Raw genomic sequence first — 19,626 nt, forward strand, 5'->3', positions numbered from 1 at the left:
CCGACTCGGCTGCTCATGACGAGGGGACGATCTCGAGCGTCTGGGTGGCCTGTCCGCATTCGGTGTCGATCACGGCCGAATCGTCCCCCTCGAACTGGCAACCGATACTGACCTGAAGATCGGACTCGACGAAGACCCGCCAGAGCACTGTCGAGTCGTCGGCGGGCGACTCCAGATAGGCGATCCCGATGCGAGAACCGAAGTCCTTGGTGGGTTCGAGGGATCCGATTGTCGAGTCCGGGCCACGGGCATCGACAGCCACTCGGAGGTCGGCGGCCACCTGAGCCTGCGTTGAACCCGGGTTCAGGTCTGCCACCGTGACCACGATGCGCCGTTCGGGCGGGGTCGGCGGAATCAACACCATGCGGGCCGGGTCGTCGAGCCTCGTCCATCCGGCCGGAAGACGCACCGAGGCCCGCCCCGATACGAACGTCACCGATTCGGCCGGCCGGGATGCCTCGGGCGAGGCCGTCGGAAGCGCCGGCGGCTCGGCCTCGGACGACGACGGTGCGTCTGCAACCTCGGTCGTCGACGACGGTTGCACTGCTGCAGCACCGATGGTCTCGGCACCTGCGGATGCGAAATACAGTGCCGCACAAGCCGATGCGATGACCACCGCCGTGACGGCCGCAACCGCAGGCCCCACCGTGCGCCGGTTCGATCGACGGTTCGTAGACGATGATGTGACGTCGTCGAGCCACGCAGCTGATCGCGTCGTCGCGGCTCGAACCGGCGGCACCGAGTGGATCTCGGCACCGGCCCGCCGATACAGCGACCGGGCAATATCGAGTCCGGTCAGCCAGTGCGTGCTGCGATCGGCAATGGGCTCTGAGCGACCGCGCGACGGTGCCACCACGAACACCTCGTCGGGACAGGGGCCCACCGACGACCGAACGTACTCGTCGACCGCTCGCCGCCACTCGTCATCGATACCGAAGGCGAGAACGGCACCGGTGTCCCCGCCGCAGTCCCCCGTCTCATCGACGACCAGCACGGACGTGTCCAAGGGCCCCACTTCGACGACCATCGCCGCGGACGGGGCCCGTTCACCCCATGACGCCACCGCGGCCTCGGCCGTCTCCACCAGCACCACCTCGCTCGCCGAGCCCGCGAAGACGGCACGAATCGAACTCGACCGCTGCTCACCCCAGATCGACGGATACGCGATCTCCAACACGTCGAGTCGATCGGACACCCCGGCACCCTGCAGCGCCGAGGACACGATTCCGAGCAGCACATCCGCGCTGTCCCATACCGAGGTACCCACCGCCATCGCCGGATCGTCGATACACAGCAGAGGAGATATCTCCCCTCCCGCATCGGCGGACCCGAAGACCAGATCTCCGCCCTCGGCCGAAGCGAACGCCGAGCCGACGCTCTCCCTCGGTCCCTCGAGCAGACCGCCTGTAGCGACGACGGAGATCTCGGTGTATCCCAGATGCACTGCGGCATAACGCCACGACGTACTCAACTCGAATGCCCCAGCTGAACGAGGACCTGCCCGGAGCGGTCGACGAACACACCACGTCCGGGCGGCATGGCACTCGGCCGCACCGTCCCCAGCAGATTCCCTTCGTCGCGGCTCCCGCTCATCACCAACCCGGGCGTCACGAGATCGCGCAAGCGCCCGATCACCGGGTCGAACAGCGCCCGGCCTGCACCGCCCGAGCGTCGGGCCACGATGAGGTGAAGCCCGATGTCTCGGGCATGCGGAAGATGTTCTACCAACGGTGCCAACGGGTTTCCCGACGATGTGGCCACCAGATCGTAATCGTCGACGATGACGAATACCTCGGGACCGTCCCACCAGGACCGCTCACGAAGCTGTTGTTGCGTCACATCCGAACCGGGCATGCGGTCGCTCATTCGACCGGCCAGGTCGACGATCATGGCGGTCAGCGCAGGCTGGGAGGCTGCGTATCCCGCAAGATGGCCGGAATCGATTGTCCCGAGCAGGGTTCGGCGATAGTCCGCGATGATGATCTTGACCCGATCGGCGGAATTCGCGGCGACGAGCGACCGGCACATTCCCCGCAGTAGCGAGGTCTTCCCACATTCACTGTCGCCGAACACCACGAAATGTGGATTCTCCGAGAAATCCACCAGTACCGGTGCCAACTCGGCTTCGTCGATGCCGATCGGAATCCCGAGTTCGGGAATCGACCCACGCGATCGGGGCCACGTACCACCGAGCCGCCCGAGAATGTCGGATCGATCGAGCAATTCCGGCAACATCCGAACCGGAGGTGCAGACAGTCCTGGCGACGCCGCCGCGGCAGCCGCAACCGCATCGCCCACCGCGGACGACAGGTCCTCGACCGAGTTCAGCTCGTCCACCCGCGGTAGCGCGATCAACAGGTGCAAGCCGTCCCTGGTCATCCCTCGCCCCGGTCGTCCCTCCGGGACGCTCGCCGCCTTGGCTCGCCCCATATCCGAATCGGAGGGATCCCCGAGCCGAAGTTCCAACCGGGTACCGATCAGGTCCTTGGTCGCGGGCCTGACTTCGGCCCAGCGCGATGCAGTGAGGATCAAATGCAGTCCGAAAGCGAGTCCTTGCGTGGTCAACGTTGCGATCTGCTGTTCGAGGCTCTCGAAATCCGATCGGATGGACGGCCATCCGTCGATCACCAGGAAGACATCGCCGAATCGATCGTCGGGATCGACCGGTTGCCCGGCACGTCGACGTCGAAACTCTGCCATCGAGTCGATCCCGCGCTCACGAAACGTCTTCTCCCGCTGCCGAACGACAGCGGCGACCTCGGCCACCGTCCGCCGAACTCGGTCGACGTCGAGCCTGTTGGCCACCGAGCCCACGTGCGGTAGATCTGCCAGACCGGCCAGCGTTCCGCCGCCGAAATCCAGGCAGTAGAACTGGATCTGCGCAGGCGTATGAGTCAGCGCCAATGCCAGGATCAACGATCGAAGAGCCGTCGACTTCCCCGATTGCGGAGCTCCGACGATGGCGACGTGCCCGGCGGCACCGGACAGATCGACAGTCAACAGATCGCGGCGCTGATCGAACGGTCGGTCCACGATGCCGATCGAGGCACGCAGTCTGCTGAGCGGATCGATGCGCTGGGGCACGACAGATCCCGGTAGCAACTGGGCCAACGTGGGAGCGGCGTCCAACGGGGGCAGCCACACCTCGTGAGCCGGCGTCCCGCGACCACGGATTCGTCCGACGACGACATCGAGAACCGAGACACCCGTGCCATCGGGGTCCACCGAACGCGGTTCCTCCACGGGTACCTCGGCCGGATCGACGCGAGGGAGGTCGAGCGGGTCGAGCGGTACCGCGTAGGCCGTGAAGGGCTTCGGGCGGATGTCGACTCCCAGCGCGGTTCTCGCTCCGGTGGTCACCCGCGGAGGCTCGTAGGGACCGGACACGTAGGCCGCAGCAAACCTGACGATTTCAGCGGAATCGCATTTGAGGTAGCCAGCGCCGGGCTGAGCAGGCAGGTGATAGGCATCCGGAACGCCGAGAACCGAACGAGACTCGTTCGCGGAGAATGTCTTCAGGCCGATTCGGTAGGACAGGTGACTGTCCAGCCCACGCAGTTTGCCCTCTTCGAGGCGCTGACTGGCCAGCAGTAGATGCATGTGCAGAGAACGTCCGAGCCGGCCGATCGCAACGAACAGCTCGGCGAATTCCGGCTGCTGACTGAGCAGTTCCGAGAACTCGTCGACTACCACGAACAGGGCAGGCATCGGCACCAGATCTGCTCCCGCGGCACGTGCCCGCTCGTAGTCGGAGACGTTGGCGAAGTTTCCGGCCGAGCGCAGCAGCTCCTGGCGACGGTTCATCTCCCCGGCCAAGGCGTCGCGCATCCGATCGACCAAGGCCAAGTCCTCGGACAGGTTGGTGATCACCGCGGCGACATGTGGTGCGGACTCGAGGCCCGCGAACGTGGCACCGCCTTTGAAATCGACGAGCACCAGGTTCAGCTGTTCCGGTGCATGCGTCGACACCAATCCAAGAACGAGCGTGCGGAGAAACTCGGACTTTCCCGAACCTGTTGCGCCGATGCACAACCCGTGAGGGCCCATGCCGTTCTCGGCGGATTCCTTCAGGTCGATTTCCACCGCACTGCCATCGGGCGCGACGCCGATCGGTACCCGCAGCCTGTCGCGTCCGCGACGCATCGTCCAGGCGCGGTCGGTGTCGAGGGTACCGACATCGGCGATCCCGACCAGACTGTTCCATCCCGAGACTCGGACCCCGTCGTCGTCGACGACCTCGACTGCCGACGAGGCCGCCGGAGCACGAAACGGCGACAGGCGCCTGGCAACGGCGTCCGCCTGGGTGGTACTCATCGAGTCCGCGACGGCGAACACCTCGACCGTCGTTCCGCTGACTGCGCCGATCGTCCCGTTCTCGGCGAGCAACTGAAGACCACGTGAGGCCGCGAGTCTGGGGCACAGTCCGGACAGGTCGATGATCGTGACGGAATCGAGTCCGGTGTCGGTGAGATCGGTCGACCGGTTGTCGAGGAGCCCACCGTCCACCACGATCACCAACTGCACGACACCGGCGACCGGCACTGCGCCGCGGGCGAATCGAGCGCGCAGGCCGAGCACCTCCCCCAGAGCGCCCTCGAGTTCGAGGAAGCTTCCGAAGATCATCCGTGCCGATCCGGCCCCGTCGCGCAGGCTCTCGTGCTGTGTGCGGAAGCCATTTCGTCCACTCCCACTGTTCCACGGTGTCCGGACCGCAGACGATCGCGACCGCGAGGTGGTCGGGGCCGTGAAAGCTGCACAGCGAAGCCAACATCGCCCGTGTCATGGCCCGGGCGCAATCGCGATCCCCCGCTATCGAGAGCGCAGCGAATCCGCGCAGCGATACGGCAGTGGGCAATGCGGCGACCACCGAATGCGCCCGTACGAATCGGCGCAGTGAGACGGCCGAGACCGGTTCGAGCTCCTCCACCGGCCCGGTCTCGGGCGGTACCAGACGGGTGGCCAGTCGCTGATCCCCGCATCCGACGCGCACGTGAGCGAAATCGGGATCCGATAGACGTCGCTCCCACATTCGCTCGGTTCCGGCGACCGACCACAGAGTTTCGGGATCCGGGTGACTCCATTCGAGAGCCTTGCGCTGCGCCCGTTCGGTTTCGGCGACGTCACGGCGGAGCTGATCGAGATACCGCAGGTAGTCCTTGCGATCCTCGTTTGCCTCCGCCGTGCGTGCCCCGCCGGACTTTCCGCCGCCGGCGAGCATTCCCACCATCGACATCAGCATCATCGCGGGGAACATCAACATCATCGGGTTTGCCGCCGCACCCGATGTGAACATCAGCGCGACCATCCCGACCATCGCTGCAACCATCACCAACGGCATCAGCTTCATCAGCAGATTGCCGGGAACGGCCCGTGGAATTTCCGGTGGTGACTGCAGGTTGACCTCGCCGCCCGGCGATCGGGGCACTTCACGCCGCGCGCCTCGAACGAAGCGCACAGTACTCATCGATCCGCCCCCACCGCTGCGCCCCCACAACTGCCTCGCGGCGACCTCCCCCCGAGGCCACGTGGACGACAGGCTAACGCATCGGAGACCGAGTGGTCCATACATCTCCTCGGGCGCGCTCGGTCCGGTTGCGCACGCGCTCGTCGACGAGAAATAGAACACCGGCCGGCGCCGTTGCACAGGAATGTGGCTCCTCGGCCGCGTGCTCGTCGAACGAAAGGTTGGCCCCCACCGTGCCTGTACCCCTGTCCATCCTCGATCTCGCTCACGTGGGCGAGGGCGAAACAGTCCGCGACAGCTTCGACGCGAGCGTCGCACTCGCTCAGCACGCAGAGAACTGGGGCTACCGCCGAATCTGGTACGCCGAGCACCACAACATGAAGACGATCGCGTCGTCTGCCACGTCGGTGCTGATTGCGCACGTAGCTGCCCATACCGAGAAAATCCGGTTGGGGTCCGGCGGCGTCATGCTGCCCAACCACGCGCCCCTGACGATCGCCGAGCAGTTCGGCACGTTGGCGACGCTGCACCCGGGACGGATCGATCTGGGTTTGGGTCGCGCCCCCGGAAGCGACCAGGTGACGATGCGGGCAATGCGCCGCGACCCCACATCGGCGGACCGCTTTCCGCAGGACGTGCAGGAGTTGCAGGGCTACCTGTCGTCGGAATCGCTGGTACCGGGGGTGAGTGCAACGCCCGGGGCCGGTACCGAGGTGCCGCTCTACATCCTGGGGTCGTCGTTGTTCGGCGCTCAACTCGCCGCTGCGCTCGGGTTGCCGTACGCCTTCGCCTCGCACTTCGCGCCGGATGCCCTCGAACAGGCCGTCGAGATCTACCGTCGTGACTTTCGACCGTCGGCGCAACTGGCGGAGCCTCATCTGATCGTGGGTGTCAACGTGATCGCCGCCGACTCGGTTGCCGAGGCACAGGCGCAGTTCCTGCGCACCAAACGCAGCCGGGTGAGCTTGCTGCTCGGACGCGGCCGTACGTTCACCGACGAGGAAGCCGACATGGTCCTTCAAGCGCCGGCGGGCCAGCAGATCGCGAACATGACCAAGTACTCCGCCGTCGGTACACCGGACATGGTGAAGGAGTACCTCGATCGCTTTGCCGAGCGCACTGGTGCCGACGAGCTGATCGTGGCGTCCGGAGTCTCCGACCGCACGGCATGGCTGCGATCTTTCGAGCTGCTGGCACAGGTGAGCGACTTGGTTCCGGCCTGAGCGCGTACCGGGCGGAGGTGCGCGTGACGGACGATTGCGTGTCCTGGTGATGTCGTAAGGTGTGCACGCAGATGCCCATTGGGGCGGGCATCGCACGCGAACAGCACGCATCCGGGGGGATCTTTGATGACACGCGCCGAGAGCCGTCCATCGGCCGGCATTGCGCCGTCGACCATCGCAGCAGACGCCAACCGCCGCGCGCAGGGCACGCACGCGATCTTCGCGCAAGAGGTCTGTCGGGTGACGGTGTTGGCCAGGTCCACCCAGGTGGACATCGCGCTTCCCGTGGACGTTCCGGTCTCGCTCCTGGTTCCCGGAATCGTCGACATGCTGGCCGGAGTGGAGCCTGCGGAACGACCCCGAGGAGCTGCGGAGCCTGCGGAACGACCCGGGGGAACTGTGGAGCCTGCGGAACCACCGGGCGACTCGTCCGGGGTGAATTCCGATCAGGCAGGGCTACCGGTCGCGTGGACGCTTGCCCGGATCGGGTTTCCCCCGCTGGCGCCGACTGCGACCTTGGCCGAGTCGTCCGTGCGAGATGGTGAGTTGCTCGTGTTGGGTATCGCCGAGCGGCCTGCGCCGGCTCCACTGTTCGACGACCTGATGTATTCCGTTGCCAGGGCGGGTAGTGACGATGTTCCGCACTGGACTGCGCACACGGCCCGCACTGTGGGTTCGGTCGTCACCGGCGCGATGGTGGCACTGGCCTGCGGGATCGTCCTGCGTGGGCCGATCCGCGCCGGGGCCGACAATCTCGGCAATCTCGTCGAAGGTGTCGCGGCTGTCACCGTGTCGATTCTGTTCGCGATAGCGGGGATGATTCTGGCGCGGGTGTATCGACAGGATGCCGTCTCGGTGCTGTTCGGTGGATGTGCGGTGGTGCTGGTGTTCACCGGTGGAACGCTGCTGGTGCCTGGGCAGTTCGGTGCGGCGCAGTTGATGCTGGGTTCGGCGATGGCCGGTGCTGTCGCCCTGTTGTCGCTGCGTATCGGGGGGACGGGTTTCGCGCTGTTCACGGCCGCGATCGTGCTGGCACTTGCGACGTTCCTCGCCGCGGTCGCCACGTTGTTCACCACGGTGTCTCCGGCCTCGATCGGCGCTGTTGCGGCTCTGTGTGGTCTCGCCGGCATCGCGATGTCCGCACGTGTGTCGATGATGCAGGCGAAGTTGCCGCTTCCACCGGTTCCCACCGCTGGTGCGCCGTTGGATACCGTCGAAGAGGCCGAGCTCGACGCGATCTCGTTCGACGATCTGCAGGGGGCGGCGGCCAGGGCACGTAGTTACCTGACCGGACTTCTGGTGTCGTTCACCGTCGCGGTTGTGGCAGGAGTTCTCGTCGCCGCGGCGACCGGTATCGACGGCGGCGTTCGGTGGCCCGCAGTTGCTCTGGCGGCGCTGTGTGCGCTCGTTCTACTCCTTCGCGGACGGACATATGCTGTTGTGGCACACGCTGTTCCGCTTGTCGCGGGCGGTACGACGATCCTGCTGTCGCTGCTTGTCGGTGCCATGCTTGCACTGCCTCAGCACACTCTCGCATTCTTCGGCGCAGCAGTGGCCGGAGCGGTGACGGCCTCGGTCTTCGGAGCGTTCGTCCCTACCCGCACGTACTCGCCGGTGATGCGAAGATCTGCCGAGTTGCTCGAGTACGCCGTCATCGCCATGGTCATTCCGATTGCCGTGTGGGTGTGCGGCCTGTACAGCGCCGTCCGCGGTCTGTGACTCCGCGTCGGCAGCGATCGCTCGCCGTTGCGGCGCTCACTGCATGTGCGCTGTTCGTCGATGCCGCTTTCTCCATTTCGCCTGCACATGCCGAACGTCCACTGGTCGATCCTGCCCAGTTGCCTGCCGCGAGCGCGCCCGCCCCACTCGAGCCGACGGAGCAGAGGAATGCATGCGCGCTTCCTGCGGAGACAACCGACTCGCCGGAAGTACCGACTGCATCGAAGGCACTGGACTTCGCGTCGGTCTGGCCGATCACTCGCGGGGCCGGTCAGGTGGTTGCCGTCATCGATACCGGAGTCACAGCTCATCCGCGTCTTCCGGGTCTGATCCCTGGTGGCGACTATGTCAGTGACGGGGACGGGTCGTTCGACTGTGATGCGCACGGCACCATGGTCGCTGGTCTGATCGCCGCCCAGACCGTACCGGGCAGCGGATTCGCCGGTGGCGCGCCCGATGCCCGCATTCTTTCGATTCGGCAGTCCAGCAATGTTTTTCAGATCGTGGACGACCGGAGCGAGGAAGAGAAGGAAGCCGAGCCGGAGAACGCTGCGGGGTACGGCAACGTTCGTACCATGGCCATGGCGATCAGGACCGCGGTCGATGCGGGGGCATCGGTGATCAACATCTCCGAGGTGGCCTGCGTGCCCGCGGGCAACGGTGTGGCCGACGGCCCACTCGGTGCTGCGGTGCACTATGCGGTTCGCGAAAAGAACGTCGTCGTAGTCGCCGCTGCCGGCAATCTCGGCAGCGCCGCCTGTCAGGCCCAGAACCCGATGGTCGATCCCCTCCGGCCCGATGCGGACCCATGGGCAGCGTTCGCGACCATCGCGACCCCGGCATGGTTCAACGATGTGCTGACGGTCGGCTCGGTGGAAGCCGACGGCACCCCGTCCTCGTTCAGCTTGGCCGGTCCGTGGGTCGATGTTGCCGCTCCGGGATCGAACATGATCTCGTTGTCGTCCTCGGGCAACGGGTTCGCAAACGGTACTCGGGGTCGCGACGGCGTGATCCCGTTGACCGGGACGAGTTTTGCGGCACCGCTGGTGGCTGCAGTCGCGGCCCTCGTTCGGGCCCGTCGCCCGGATCTGTCGGCGCTCGAGGTGGTGGACCGAATCGAACGAACGGCGCACGCGCCTGCCGAAGGATGGAACCCGCTCGTCGGTCACGGGATCGTCGATCCGCTCGCTGCGGTGACCGATCTCGTGAGTTCCGCTCCCCCACCGGCAGTCACGGACAGTGTTGCCATGAGTCCGCCGTTGCCACCGCCTGCGCCGGATCATCGCCCTCGAACTGTGGCGGTGACCGGTTCGGTGCTGGTGGCGGTCGCTTTGGCGCTCGGCCTTGCGCTGTCGATACCGTTGCGCAGGCGGGCCGTGCGCGACTGAGCCACGCTACTTCGGAGGGAGGGACGCGGCCTGCGGGTCGGGTGCGACTCCGTCGTGCATCGTCAGGGCTTGGCCTTGGCCGAGGGTGGGGCCGCTACCGAGCAGTCGGAGTATCTGCCACGGCGCTGGTGCGGGTGGTCCGAATCCCAGTGCCGACGCCGCCTCTGTGTTGTCGACTCCGTATCGGACCCCGGTATCGGCGACGAAGAAGAGGCTGTCCTGGCGAGTGCTCGACGTGGAGATTCCGGTGCTGCGGACGTACCCGCCGCTTCCGGGCGGCAGATAGACCTGATCCACGGCGTCTGCGCCTCCATCGGCTTGAGCCAGCACGACCGGGTGTGCGCCGGGCTCGAGCGGTAGCCCGCGCCCCGCGGACTCGACGAGTCGAGCGGACGGTCCGCCGTCGGCGACCTCGAGCGGCTCCCAGGTCAGGCACGAGACGGGACGCTCGCCGGTGTCCACGATGACGGGGGTGGTGGCCGGGAAAGTCGACACCGCAACCCCTGCCGAGGTCTTGGGTGCAGCCCGGAGAACGTCGGGGTTGACCGCTGCGATATCCGGACTGCCCTGTGAATCGGTGAACTTGATGAGCAGCGCCGCAGTTTCGTTGATCGCCTGGATACCGTCTTCGAGTACGACGTAGTACTGCACGTCGCGCCCGGCGACCTGGACGACCGAACCTATTGTTCGACCTTCGAAGGGGAACGGCGGAATCTCACCGGCTCGGGCAATGAACGGTGCCGCGACAGCAGGTGCCGTGGGCACCGCATTGAGCAGTCCGGCACTCACCGGGGTCGGGACGGCGTCCTCGAGTCCGAGTGCGCGCACCACTGCCCTGTCGGCCAGATCGACGGGCGATTTGGTGCCCTCGTGCACCAGGTACGCCGTGTCGTTCGATGTCCACAGCAAGGCTTCGGATTCGGTCAGCGGAGCGGCACCGTCACCGTAATGAGGACTACCTGCCACGACTGTCGTCGAGGTCACACCGGCGATCGGATCGACGGTGTCGCATACGGTCCACGGTTGGGCTCGACCGTTGCCGTCGTACGCGAGTGCCGACGGGGCTCCGGGAATACCCACCAGCGCCCCGCGCGGCCGCGACGCGATCTCCGAGTCGTCGACCGTCACCGGATTGTCGGGTGCACCGACCACCAGCCGGGCCGACGCGAGATTGAGCACCGGGTGGAAAACCTCGTCCACCTTCACGAACATCGCGGCCGAATCCTTGCCGACCACGATAGCTGCGTCGCCGATCTTGTCCTGGGGCCGAAACAGGGCCAGTGCGGCGCACCCCGCCAAACCGATGCATGCGATGACGACGCCCACCAATAGTGCCCTCGACTGCGATCTCATCGGATCGTGCAGCATGCGCGCATCGCGCCGGATCAGTGCGTGTTCCATTCGGCGAACGAGAAAGCGGTACCCGCCAACCTGCCACTTCGTTGTCGGCGTGGACGCCACAGTTCCTCCCCAGGATTGTGCAGACCCGATCCCCATTCGGGTCACGCGACACAGTACAGTTCGTCCGCATACCCAGGCGACCGCGTCGGAGACGGTCGATGGGTAGTGCGACCTTCGGGGGGAGGGTTCGATGGCACGTTCGTATTCGGTGGCGGGTGGGCGAGAGGCCGTGCCTTTCGTAGCGCCGACGGTACGTCGCGTGCTCGCGGCCGAGATCGCTGCCGTGGCAACAGGTCTTGCGTTGCTTGCAGCATCGGTGCGGCCCATGTGGGCGCTGCTCGGCGCTGTCGTGGTGGCGCTCCTGCCGTTCGTGACCGTTCGCCGTAAACCGGTCTTCGACTGGTGTCGAGTCTGGCGGCGGTTCCTCACGAATCGCAGTCCCGAGGTGGGCGTCACCACCGAGTACACCGACACGAACGGTGCCCCGGTCGGTGTCCATTGGCACCGCAACACGGTCACCTGCACCCTCGAAATCAGTCCGCCTCGACATTCGAGCACTGTCTTGGGTAGGTCGAGTGCCGATACGCAGTACACACTGCCCGTCGACGCACTCGCGTCGAGCATGCATCAGCACGACATCGAGGTGTGTTCCATCGACGTCCTCGCTCTCGGCTTTCGTAGCGAGTCGGGCTCGGCAGCCACCCAGGTGTACGAGGAACTCATCGGTCCCCTCCCTGCTGTGGCGCTGCGGAGGGTCTGGATCTCGGTCACAGTGGACCTGCGGGCGAACGCCCGAGCAATCGCGCGCCGCGGACACGGCCGGGCAGGGGCAGCGCGAACAGCCGTCGTCGCGACCACACGCGTCCGCCGTGCCCTCCAGACCCACGGCGTGTCCTCACGACTGTCCACGAGCTCCGAACTCCACGCGGCCGTGGCGCACCTGTGCCGGGGGGTAGGTATCGGCGACCTCACTCAGACGTGGTCCGCGGCACCTTTGCCGGGAGTCTCCAGTGTCGGTTTCGGAATCGATTGCAGCGCAATCACTGCCGAGGAGATTGCCACCATGTGGGCGACGCCGTCCCTCGGCACCGGCATCGCGTTTCATCTCGAACCCGGACGCGCCGACGGCGAGTTCCGCGTCCGTGCGTCGTGCCGGTTCGCAGCCCGTGAGCCGGTTGCAAAACCCAGGATCCGCGGGGTGACATCGATGGGCGGAAGCCAGCGGGACGGCATCTTCGCGCAACTACCGCTCGCGGTTCCGTCGCTGACGTCGCTCTCGCCCACGCGATCCGTCGAGACCGCTGTGCTCGACGAGCTGAGGCTGCCGGTCAGTGGCTGCGGCCAGCTGCTGGGATCCGATGCCGGTGGCCACGGTGTGGCGGTGCGCGTGTTCGGTTCCGGTGTCTCTCGGGTTCGGATCGCCGGGGAGCTCTATCTCGCCCAGCAAATACTGTTTCGTGCCATCGCCATCGGGGCGAGGGTTGTCGTTCGAACCGATCGCCCGCACGCATGGCGATCGCTCGTCGACGCGATCAATGCCCCCGACCGCTTGTCGGTGCACACCGACGCGACACCGCCTCGCGGATCGTTCGACGTGATCCTGGACGACTTCGCGCACGGGTCGATGCCGCTCGAGCCACAACGCGGTTCCGGGGTGACCCGGATGTCGTTGGCCGAGCACGAGCCCGGATCGGACCGATCCGAGCGTGGCCGGCAGCGCCAGGAGGCAGATCTGTCGATCGTCCAGCCGCACGCCTCGGGTGATCGAATTCAGGTCCGCTCGGGGCCGATCGACATCGAACTGACACTGGTGACGATCCCCCAGGAGACAGCGTTCATCGGTCGTCCGCGGAGTCTGCGGCCTGCAGTGCGTGCCTGATCGGTGCTCTCAGCCCGGGTACTCGGCGCGCTGTCGAGCTCCGGTCACTGCATCGGCCCACCATTCGATCTGGTCCAGCAAACGCCCCAGTGCATCGACCGCTGCTGCGTCATCGATCCCGCCTGCCGAATCGAACCTCTTGCGCACCCTGTGCAGCGACACGCTGTCTCGAACCGAGACCATGTGCAGCTCGGCGGTGATCTGGCGCAGCTGTTCGGTAGCGCGGACTCCGCCGCCGAGTCCTCCGTAGGAGACGAACCCCACCGGCTTTGCTCGCCATTCGTATTTCACCGTGTCCAGTGCGGTCTTCAGCGATCCAGGAACGCCGTGGTTGTACTCGGGTGTGACGAATACGAAGGCGTCGCAGGCACCGATTGCCCGCGTGAATCTCTCGGTCTCGTCGCTCGGGATCAGCGTGTTCGGCAACTCGAACTCGGCCAGGTCCACCTCGACCACCTCGAGGGTGTTCCGCTCGGCGGCGATGCCGCGAACCCACTCCGCGACGATCGGTCCGACGCGGCCGGCGCGGACACTACCGACGACGACCGCAAGCTGTATCGGCTGCATCGTTCGACACTAGTCGGTGTCGGATGATCAGCCCTCTCCCCCGCAGCACCCGTCGCCCGCGATCGCCGAGCGCACCTCTCTCGTGGCGGCATTTCGCGCGGCGAGCATCTCGGCCGGTGGATAGTCCACTCCAACCAGCGCCAATCCGTGTGCAGGGGCCACCGTCACCTCGCTGGATCGTTCTCGCCGCGTCAGAAGCGACCGCGCCCATTCGGGTGTCCGTCGGCCCTCACCGACTGCCTGCATGGCACCGACGAGGCTGCGCACCATCGACCAACAGAATGCGTCGGCACTGACGAACGCGGTGACACGATCACCGTCGCGCTCCCAGTCGAACCGCTGCAGTTCTCGTACGGTGGTGGCGCCGTCTCGCCTCTTGCAGAACGCCGCGAAATCGTGCAGTCCGATCAGGGCGGCCGATGCCTCGCGCACTGCGTCCAGATCGATGGGCCTGGGCCAGGAAACGACTCCGGCGACGTCGAGCGGGTCCACCCCGTAGAGCGCTGTGCTGAATCGATACTCGTAATGTCTGCGGAACGCCGAGAACCGTGCATCGAAATCGCGGGAGACGGCGCTGATCGCCCGCACGCGAACATCGGTCGGCAGAAAGCGGGCCATGCGCCGGACGAGTCGCTGATGATCGGCGGGAACCTCGACGGCATCGAAGTGGGCAACCTGACCTGTTGCATGCACTCCTGCGTCGGTTCGGCCTGCGACCGTCAGCTCGATCGGTTGCCGCAGCACGGTCGAGAAGGCTTCCTCGAGTACGCCGCAGACGGTACGGATTCCCGGCTGGCGAGCCCATCCGGAGAAGTGGGTGCCGTCGTAGGAGATGTCGAGGCGGTACCGGGTGGGTACCGACAAAGCGGGCCCGCCTTCCCCGGGGGGAATGGCGGGCCCGCTTCGATCGTGCGCGGAAGACAAAAGGACTAGTCCTTCTTTGCTTCCTCGGCCTCGGGCGCGTCCGACGCGTGTGCGTCGTTGTCCTCGATGCCATCGATGACTGCGTCGGCGTTGGCTACCTCGGAGTCGGCCGCGTCGGCTTCGACAGCCTCGACGACGTTCTCGTCGGACGCATCCTCGGCCGGAGCCTCGGTTGCGGCGGGAGCAGCCTTCGAAGCCTTCACGCGGCGTGCGCGATCGGCTTCGTTGGACACCGTCTGCTCGTTGACGAGCTCGATGATGGCCATCGGCGAGTTGTCACCCTTGCGGGGGACGGTCTTGATGATGCGCGTGTAGCCACCGTCGCGATCGGCGAAGAAAGGCCCGATCTCGGCGAAGAGCTTGTGCACGACATCTTTGTTGTTGATGGTCTTGAGAACCTCACGACGATGCGCCAGATCACCCTTTTTGGCGTGGGTGACGAGCTTCTCGGCGTGCGGACGGAGGCGCTTGGCCTTCGACTCGGTGGTGGTGATGCGGCCGTGCTCGAAGAGTGACGTCGCCAGGTTGGCCAGGATGGCCTTCTGGTGCGACGCCGACCCGCCGAGACGGCGGCCCTTGGTGGGCTTGGGCATGATGAATCTCCTAGTAAGAGCTCCAGCGAGCTGATTACAGCTGTTCTGTCTCGGCGTAGTCCTGCTCGGCACCTTCGGTGTCGCCGAAGGAGCCGGCGTCGGTGTCACTCCACGTGCCCGTGGTGGCATCGTAGCCAGGCACGGTGCTCGGATCGAACGACGCGGGGCTGTCCTTGAGGGAGAGGCCGAGCGAATGCAGCTTGACCTTCACCTCGTCGATGGACTTCTGCCCGAAGTTACGGATGTCGAGCAGATCGGACTCGGTACGACCAACCAGCTCGCCGACGGTGTGAACACCCTCGCGCTTGAGGCAGTTGTAGGACCGGACGGTGAGGTCCAGATCCTCGATGGGGAGTCCGAAGGAAGCGATGTGATCGGCCTCGGCGGGCGAGGGTCCGATCTCGATGCCTTCTGCTTCGACGTTCAGCTCACGGGCGAGGCCGAAGAGCTCAACCAGGGTCTTGCCCGCCGAAGCGAGCGCGTCCCGCGCGGTGATGGAATTCTTGGTCTCCACGTCGAGAACGAGCCGATCGAAGTCGGTGCGCTGTTCGACGCGGGTGGCCTCCACCTTGTACGTGACCTTGAGCACGGGCGAGTAGATCGAGTCGACCGGGATACGGCCGATCTCGGCACCCGAGGCCTTGTTCTGAACGGCGGGGACGTAGCCGCGACCGCGCTCGACGACGAGCTCGATCTCCAACTTGCCCTTGTCGTTCAGGGTCGCGATGTGCAGATCAGGGTTGTTCACCGTCACGCCGGCCGGGGGAACGATGTCGCCTGCGGTGACAGCGCCGGGGCCCTGCTTGCGGACGTACATGGTGACCGGTTCGTCCTCTTCGGAACTGACCACGAGGCCCTTGAGGTTCAGGATGATGTCGGTGACATCTTCCTTGACTCCCGGAACGGTGGTGAATTCGTGGAGGACGCCGTCGATGCGGATGCTGGTGACAGCAGCGCCGGGAATCGACGACAGCAGGGTGCGGCGGAGCGAGTTGCCGAGTGTGTAACCGAAGCCGGGCTCGAGCGGCTCGATGACGAATTTCGAGCGGTTGTCGGCGATGACCTCTTCGGTCAGCGTCGGGCGCTGTGAAATGAGCATTCTGTGTTCCTCCTGTACGGGCGTCCGCTATTTGACGCCCACGTGTGGAGGCGAAGACGCAGGTGAGTCTCGCGGGGAGACTCACCTGCGTACCGCGCCTTACTTCGAGTAGTACTCGACGATGAGCTGCTCCTGGAGCGGCACGTCGATCTGTGCGCGCTCCGGCAACCTGTGCACCAGGATGCGAAGACGGTTGGGAACGACCTGCAGCCACGGGGCGACGGGGCGGTCGCCGTAGCTCTCGCGGGCGATCTGGATCGGCAGTGTCTGCGCGGACTTCTCGCGGACGTCGATGATGTCGTACTGCGAGACGCGGTAGCTGGGGATGTCCACGCGCTTGTTGTTCACCAGGAAGTGACCGTGCGTGACCAGCTGACGGGCCTGACGACGCGTGCGTGCCAGTCCGGCACGGTAGATGACGTTGTCGAGGCGGCTCTCGAGGATCGTCAGCAAGTTCTCGCCGGTCTTGCCGACGGTCTTGTTGGCTTCCTTGTAGTACAGACGGAACTGCTTCTCCATGACGCCGTAGGTGAAGCGAGCCTTCTGCTTCTCCTGCAGCTGGAGCAGGTACTCGCTCTCCTTGATCCGCGCGCGACCGTGCTGGCCGGGCGGGTACGGACGACGCTCGAACGCCTGGTCGCCTCCGACGAGGTCGACGCGCAGACGACGCGACTTGCGGGTGATAGGACCGGTATAACGTGCCATTTTCTAAACCTTTCCTTCCCGCTAGACCCGACGCCGCTTGGGCGGACGGCAGCCGTTGTGCGGCTGAGGGGTGACATCGGAGATGGTGCCGACCTCGAGGCCAGCAGCCTGAAGCGAGCGGATAGCGGTCTCACGGCCGGAGCCGGGACCCTTGACGAACACGTCGACCTTCTTGACGCCGTGCTCCTGTGCCTTGCGTGCAGCGTTCTCGGCTGCAAGCTGTGCGGCGAACGGAGTCGACTTGCGCGAGCCCTTGAAGCCCACGTGTCCCGAGGAAGCCCACGAGATGACGTTTCCGGCGGGGTCGGTGATCGACACGATCGTGTTGTTGAATGTGCTCTTGATGTGCGCAGATCCGTGCGGGACGTTCTTCTTGTCCCTGCGACGCGTCTTCTGCGCCTTCTTCGGACCGGTACCGCGTGCTTTGGGGGGCATTACTTCGCCTTCTTCTTGCCGGCAATGGTGCGCTTGGGTCCCTTACGGGTACGCGCATTGGTCTTGGTGCGCTGCCCACGAACGGGCAGACCACGACGGTGGCGAAGACCCTGGTAGCAGCCGATTTCGATCTTGCGGCGGATGTCGGCCTGAACCTCGCGGCGCAGGTCGCCCTCGACCTTGAGGGACTCGTTGATGTAATCGCTGAGCTTGCGCAGATCGTCGTCGCCGAGATCCTTGCTCCGCAGGTCGGGGCTGACGCCCGTTGCTGCGAGGATTTCCTTGGAGCGGGTACGGCCGACGCCGTAGATGTAAGTCAGTGCGATCTCCATGCGCTTTTCGCGCGGCAGATCCACACCTGCGAGACGTGCCATGTGGCATTTCCTTTTCTTGTCCGGAGGTCTGCTCCCAGTCCGTCCCCTGTGTCCTTCTCGCCACTGGGGCGTGAAGCGTCTTTCAACAAACTCAGTGGGGCCCCGGCCTCCGTGCCGGGGGTCTGCCGCAACGCGTCTGTCGCGGTTGGTGCTGGGAGGTCATCTTCTAGCTGTTGCCAAGCCGACGTGCGAAATGCTCGGTGGTTATCCCTGACGCTGCTTGTGACGCAGGTTGTCGCAGATCACCATGACGCGTCCGTTACGACGAATCACCTTGCACTTTTCGCAGATCTTCTTGACGCTCGGCTGAACCTTCACGTCGTTGATCTCCTGTGTGTAGCTCGGCACCACTGCGTGCAGTGGTTCCCAGCATGGTTCCCCCCGACCGGACGTGGCCGGGGAAGCTCTTACTTGTAGCGGTAAACGATGCGTCCACGCGTGAGGTCGTAGGGCGAGAGCTCCACGACGACGCGATCCTCGGGAAGGATGCGGATGTAGTGCTGACGCATCTTTCCGCTGATGTGAGCGAGTACCTTGTGGCCGTTTTCGAGCTCAATGCGGAACATCGCATTGGGCAGCGGTTCGACAACTCGGCCCTCGACCTCGATAGCACCGTCTTTCTTGGCCATATCCTCCGCGATCCTGGCTCTCACACCTGGTTGATTGCATCTGTTTCCGTTACCGTGATGCGCACCCACCGATCCGAATTCTCGGGCCGGGTGACACCGGAAGAACTCGCGGGCCCCTCGAGGCACGCGAACATCCGGCGCGCAGGGCGCACCGTCGATCTATGTTACCGGCAAATGCACACCAGGCCAAATGCGCTGTGCGTGGTTCTCGGCGCGGCCGCAATTTCGTGGGTTCAGGTCTTCGCGCTACGGTGAGCGCAGCTTCTTCACAAGCTTCACAGTCGGCGTGCGCTCTGTGATGTCCGACGCCACGAGGTACTTCTTGAGCTCGAACTTGCCCGACGACACTGCGACCGTGTCGGTGATCATCCCGGTACACAACTCGAAAGCCGTACTCGACCACCAACTGCGAGCCCTCGCGGCGCAGGACTATCTGCACCGGTTCACCGTCATCATCAGCGACAACGGATCGACGGACGGACTTCGAGCACATATCGAGAGCCATCCGCTTCGTACCGCCCTCGACCTGACGTACGTCGACGCCTCCCAACACATCGGGGCGTCGTTCGCTCGCAATCGTGGGGCCGATGCCGCCGACGCTCCCATTCTGGCCTTCTGCGACGCCGACGACGTCGTACACCCGACGTGGCTGCGGCGTCTGACTGCCGAGCTCGAGCTGTGCGATCTCGCGGGGACCGGCCTGAGCACCGAAGCACTCAATTCCGACACCGCGCGCGCCGCAGTTCCGTTCGCGCCACCTTCGAAGCAGGGAAAGTCTGCCTTTCGGCCGTTCGTGATCGGGGCGAGTATGGCGTGCCGTGCATCGACCTACCGAGATCTCGGCGGGATGCTGGAATTCGTTCACGCCGGCGAGGACATGGAATTCTCGTGGCGCGCACAGCAAGCGGGCCTGCGACTGCACTTCATAGCCGAGCCGTTGGTGCACTACCGGCTGCGTACCGGCTACCGGGACAACTGGCGGCAAGCAGGAGCACTGGGATACGGATCGGCCCATGTTCGCGGCATGTACCGAGCTGCCGGATGCCCGCCGTTCCGCATCCGCACCAGCGCACTCGCACTGCTCGTACTGGGACTCCGCAATCCGCTCCTGCCGACCGCGCTGACGCAGATGCCGACGCGACTGTGGCTACGTTCGACGGCTGCCCACCTCGGCATCATCCGCGGTGGCCACCGGTACGGCTCGTTGACCTGGTAGTTCTGGCGAG

At 65.4% G+C, this 19,626-nt stretch carries 16 protein-coding genes and 1 pseudogene; 5 read left to right on the forward strand and 12 right to left on the reverse strand.

Annotated elements, in window-relative coordinates:
• Nucleotides 1-13: 13 nt before the first annotated feature.
• Nucleotides 14-1,471 carry a type VII secretion-associated protein gene (locus tag ACOQFP_RS23605; protein ID WP_421585724.1) on the reverse strand — a complete coding sequence of 486 codons (1,458 nt, stop codon included), beginning with the start codon at nt 1,469-1,471 and terminating at the stop codon, nt 14-16.
• Nucleotides 1,468-5,464 (reverse strand): annotated as a pseudogene (eccCa, locus tag ACOQFP_RS23610) (type VII secretion protein EccCa). The gene ACOQFP_RS23605 and the pseudogene eccCa overlap by 4 nt, the downstream one beginning before the upstream one ends.
• Before the next feature lie 233 nt (nt 5,465-5,697).
• Here eccCa and ACOQFP_RS23615 point away from each other — a divergent pair.
• The 3 genes from ACOQFP_RS23615 to mycP all read left to right on the forward strand — a co-directional run bounded on the left by ACOQFP_RS23615 (nt 5,698) and on the right by mycP (nt 9,794).
• Complete coding sequence (locus ACOQFP_RS23615; protein ID WP_421585725.1) at nt 5,698-6,687, forward strand: LLM class flavin-dependent oxidoreductase; 990 nt, start codon at nt 5,698-5,700, stop codon at nt 6,685-6,687.
• A gap of 126 nt (nt 6,688-6,813) precedes the next feature.
• Complete coding sequence (gene eccD / locus ACOQFP_RS23620) at nt 6,814-8,406, forward strand: type VII secretion integral membrane protein EccD (RefSeq protein WP_421585726.1); 1,593 nt, start codon at nt 6,814-6,816, stop codon at nt 8,404-8,406.
• Between the two features lie 50 nt (nt 8,407-8,456).
• On the forward strand, nt 8,457-9,794 hold the full coding sequence (mycP, locus tag ACOQFP_RS23625; RefSeq protein WP_421585766.1) for a type VII secretion-associated serine protease mycosin: 1,338 nt from the start codon (nt 8,457-8,459) through the stop codon (nt 9,792-9,794).
• A gap of 6 nt (nt 9,795-9,800) precedes the next feature.
• On the opposite strand, the gene eccB is transcribed toward mycP, so the two are convergent.
• On the reverse strand, nt 9,801-11,255 hold the full coding sequence (eccB, locus tag ACOQFP_RS23630) for a type VII secretion protein EccB (protein ID WP_421585767.1): 1,455 nt from the start codon (nt 11,253-11,255) through the stop codon (nt 9,801-9,803).
• 130 nt (nt 11,256-11,385) lie between these two features.
• Here eccB and eccE point away from each other — a divergent pair, with 130 nt between their 5' ends.
• Nucleotides 11,386-13,074: a type VII secretion protein EccE gene (gene eccE / locus ACOQFP_RS23635; protein ID WP_421585727.1), complete on the forward strand. Its 1,689-nt coding sequence runs from the start codon at nt 11,386-11,388 to the stop codon at nt 13,072-13,074.
• 9 nt (nt 13,075-13,083) lie between these two features.
• Here the strand turns inward: eccE and ACOQFP_RS23640 are convergent, their stop codons facing one another.
• From ACOQFP_RS23640 to infA, 9 genes are all read right to left on the reverse strand, one after another.
• Entirely contained in the window at nt 13,084-13,641 is a 558-nt protein-coding gene (locus ACOQFP_RS23640; protein ID WP_421585728.1) for an NADPH-dependent FMN reductase, read from the reverse strand.
• Nucleotides 13,642-13,668: 27 nt separating this feature from the next.
• Nucleotides 13,669-14,565 (reverse strand): tRNA pseudouridine(38-40) synthase TruA, encoded by an 897-nt coding sequence (truA, locus tag ACOQFP_RS23645; protein ID WP_421585729.1) that lies wholly within the window; start codon nt 14,563-14,565, stop codon nt 13,669-13,671.
• Between the two features lie 5 nt (nt 14,566-14,570).
• Nucleotides 14,571-15,158: a 50S ribosomal protein L17 gene (gene rplQ, locus ACOQFP_RS23650; RefSeq protein ID WP_206491852.1), complete on the reverse strand. Its 588-nt coding sequence runs from the start codon at nt 15,156-15,158 to the stop codon at nt 14,571-14,573.
• 34 nt (nt 15,159-15,192) lie between these two features.
• The gene (locus tag ACOQFP_RS23655) at nt 15,193-16,257 is read right to left on the reverse strand and encodes a DNA-directed RNA polymerase subunit alpha (RefSeq protein WP_027496332.1); all 1,065 of its coding nucleotides are present in this window, start codon (nt 16,255-16,257) and stop codon (nt 15,193-15,195) included.
• A gap of 99 nt (nt 16,258-16,356) precedes the next feature.
• Entirely contained in the window at nt 16,357-16,962 is a 606-nt protein-coding gene (gene rpsD, locus ACOQFP_RS23660) for a 30S ribosomal protein S4 (protein WP_206491853.1), read from the reverse strand.
• Nucleotides 16,963-16,983: 21 nt separating this feature from the next.
• Nucleotides 16,984-17,397: a 30S ribosomal protein S11 gene (rpsK, locus tag ACOQFP_RS23665; protein ID WP_027496331.1), complete on the reverse strand. Its 414-nt coding sequence runs from the start codon at nt 17,395-17,397 to the stop codon at nt 16,984-16,986.
• On the reverse strand, nt 17,397-17,771 hold the full coding sequence (gene rpsM, locus ACOQFP_RS23670) for a 30S ribosomal protein S13 (protein ID WP_027496330.1): 375 nt from the start codon (nt 17,769-17,771) through the stop codon (nt 17,397-17,399). The genes rpsK and rpsM overlap by 1 nt, the downstream gene beginning before the upstream one ends.
• Before the next feature lie 204 nt (nt 17,772-17,975).
• The gene (gene rpmJ / locus ACOQFP_RS23675) at nt 17,976-18,089 is read right to left on the reverse strand and encodes a 50S ribosomal protein L36 (RefSeq protein WP_025347279.1); all 114 of its coding nucleotides are present in this window, start codon (nt 18,087-18,089) and stop codon (nt 17,976-17,978) included.
• 89 nt (nt 18,090-18,178) lie between these two features.
• Nucleotides 18,179-18,400, reverse strand: coding sequence for a translation initiation factor IF-1 (gene infA / locus ACOQFP_RS23680; RefSeq protein WP_005140011.1), 222 nt, complete (start codon nt 18,398-18,400; stop codon nt 18,179-18,181).
• Nucleotides 18,401-18,722: 322 nt separating this feature from the next.
• Between infA and ACOQFP_RS23685 the strand changes: the two genes are divergently transcribed.
• Nucleotides 18,723-19,616 (forward strand): glycosyltransferase, encoded by an 894-nt coding sequence (locus tag ACOQFP_RS23685; protein WP_421585730.1) that lies wholly within the window; start codon nt 18,723-18,725, stop codon nt 19,614-19,616.
• Nucleotides 19,617-19,626 lie beyond the last annotated feature (10 nt).

The sequence above is a fragment of the Rhodococcus sp. MALMAid1271 genome (assembly GCF_049195265.1).
GTDB lineage: Bacteria > Actinomycetota > Actinomycetes > Mycobacteriales > Mycobacteriaceae > Rhodococcoides.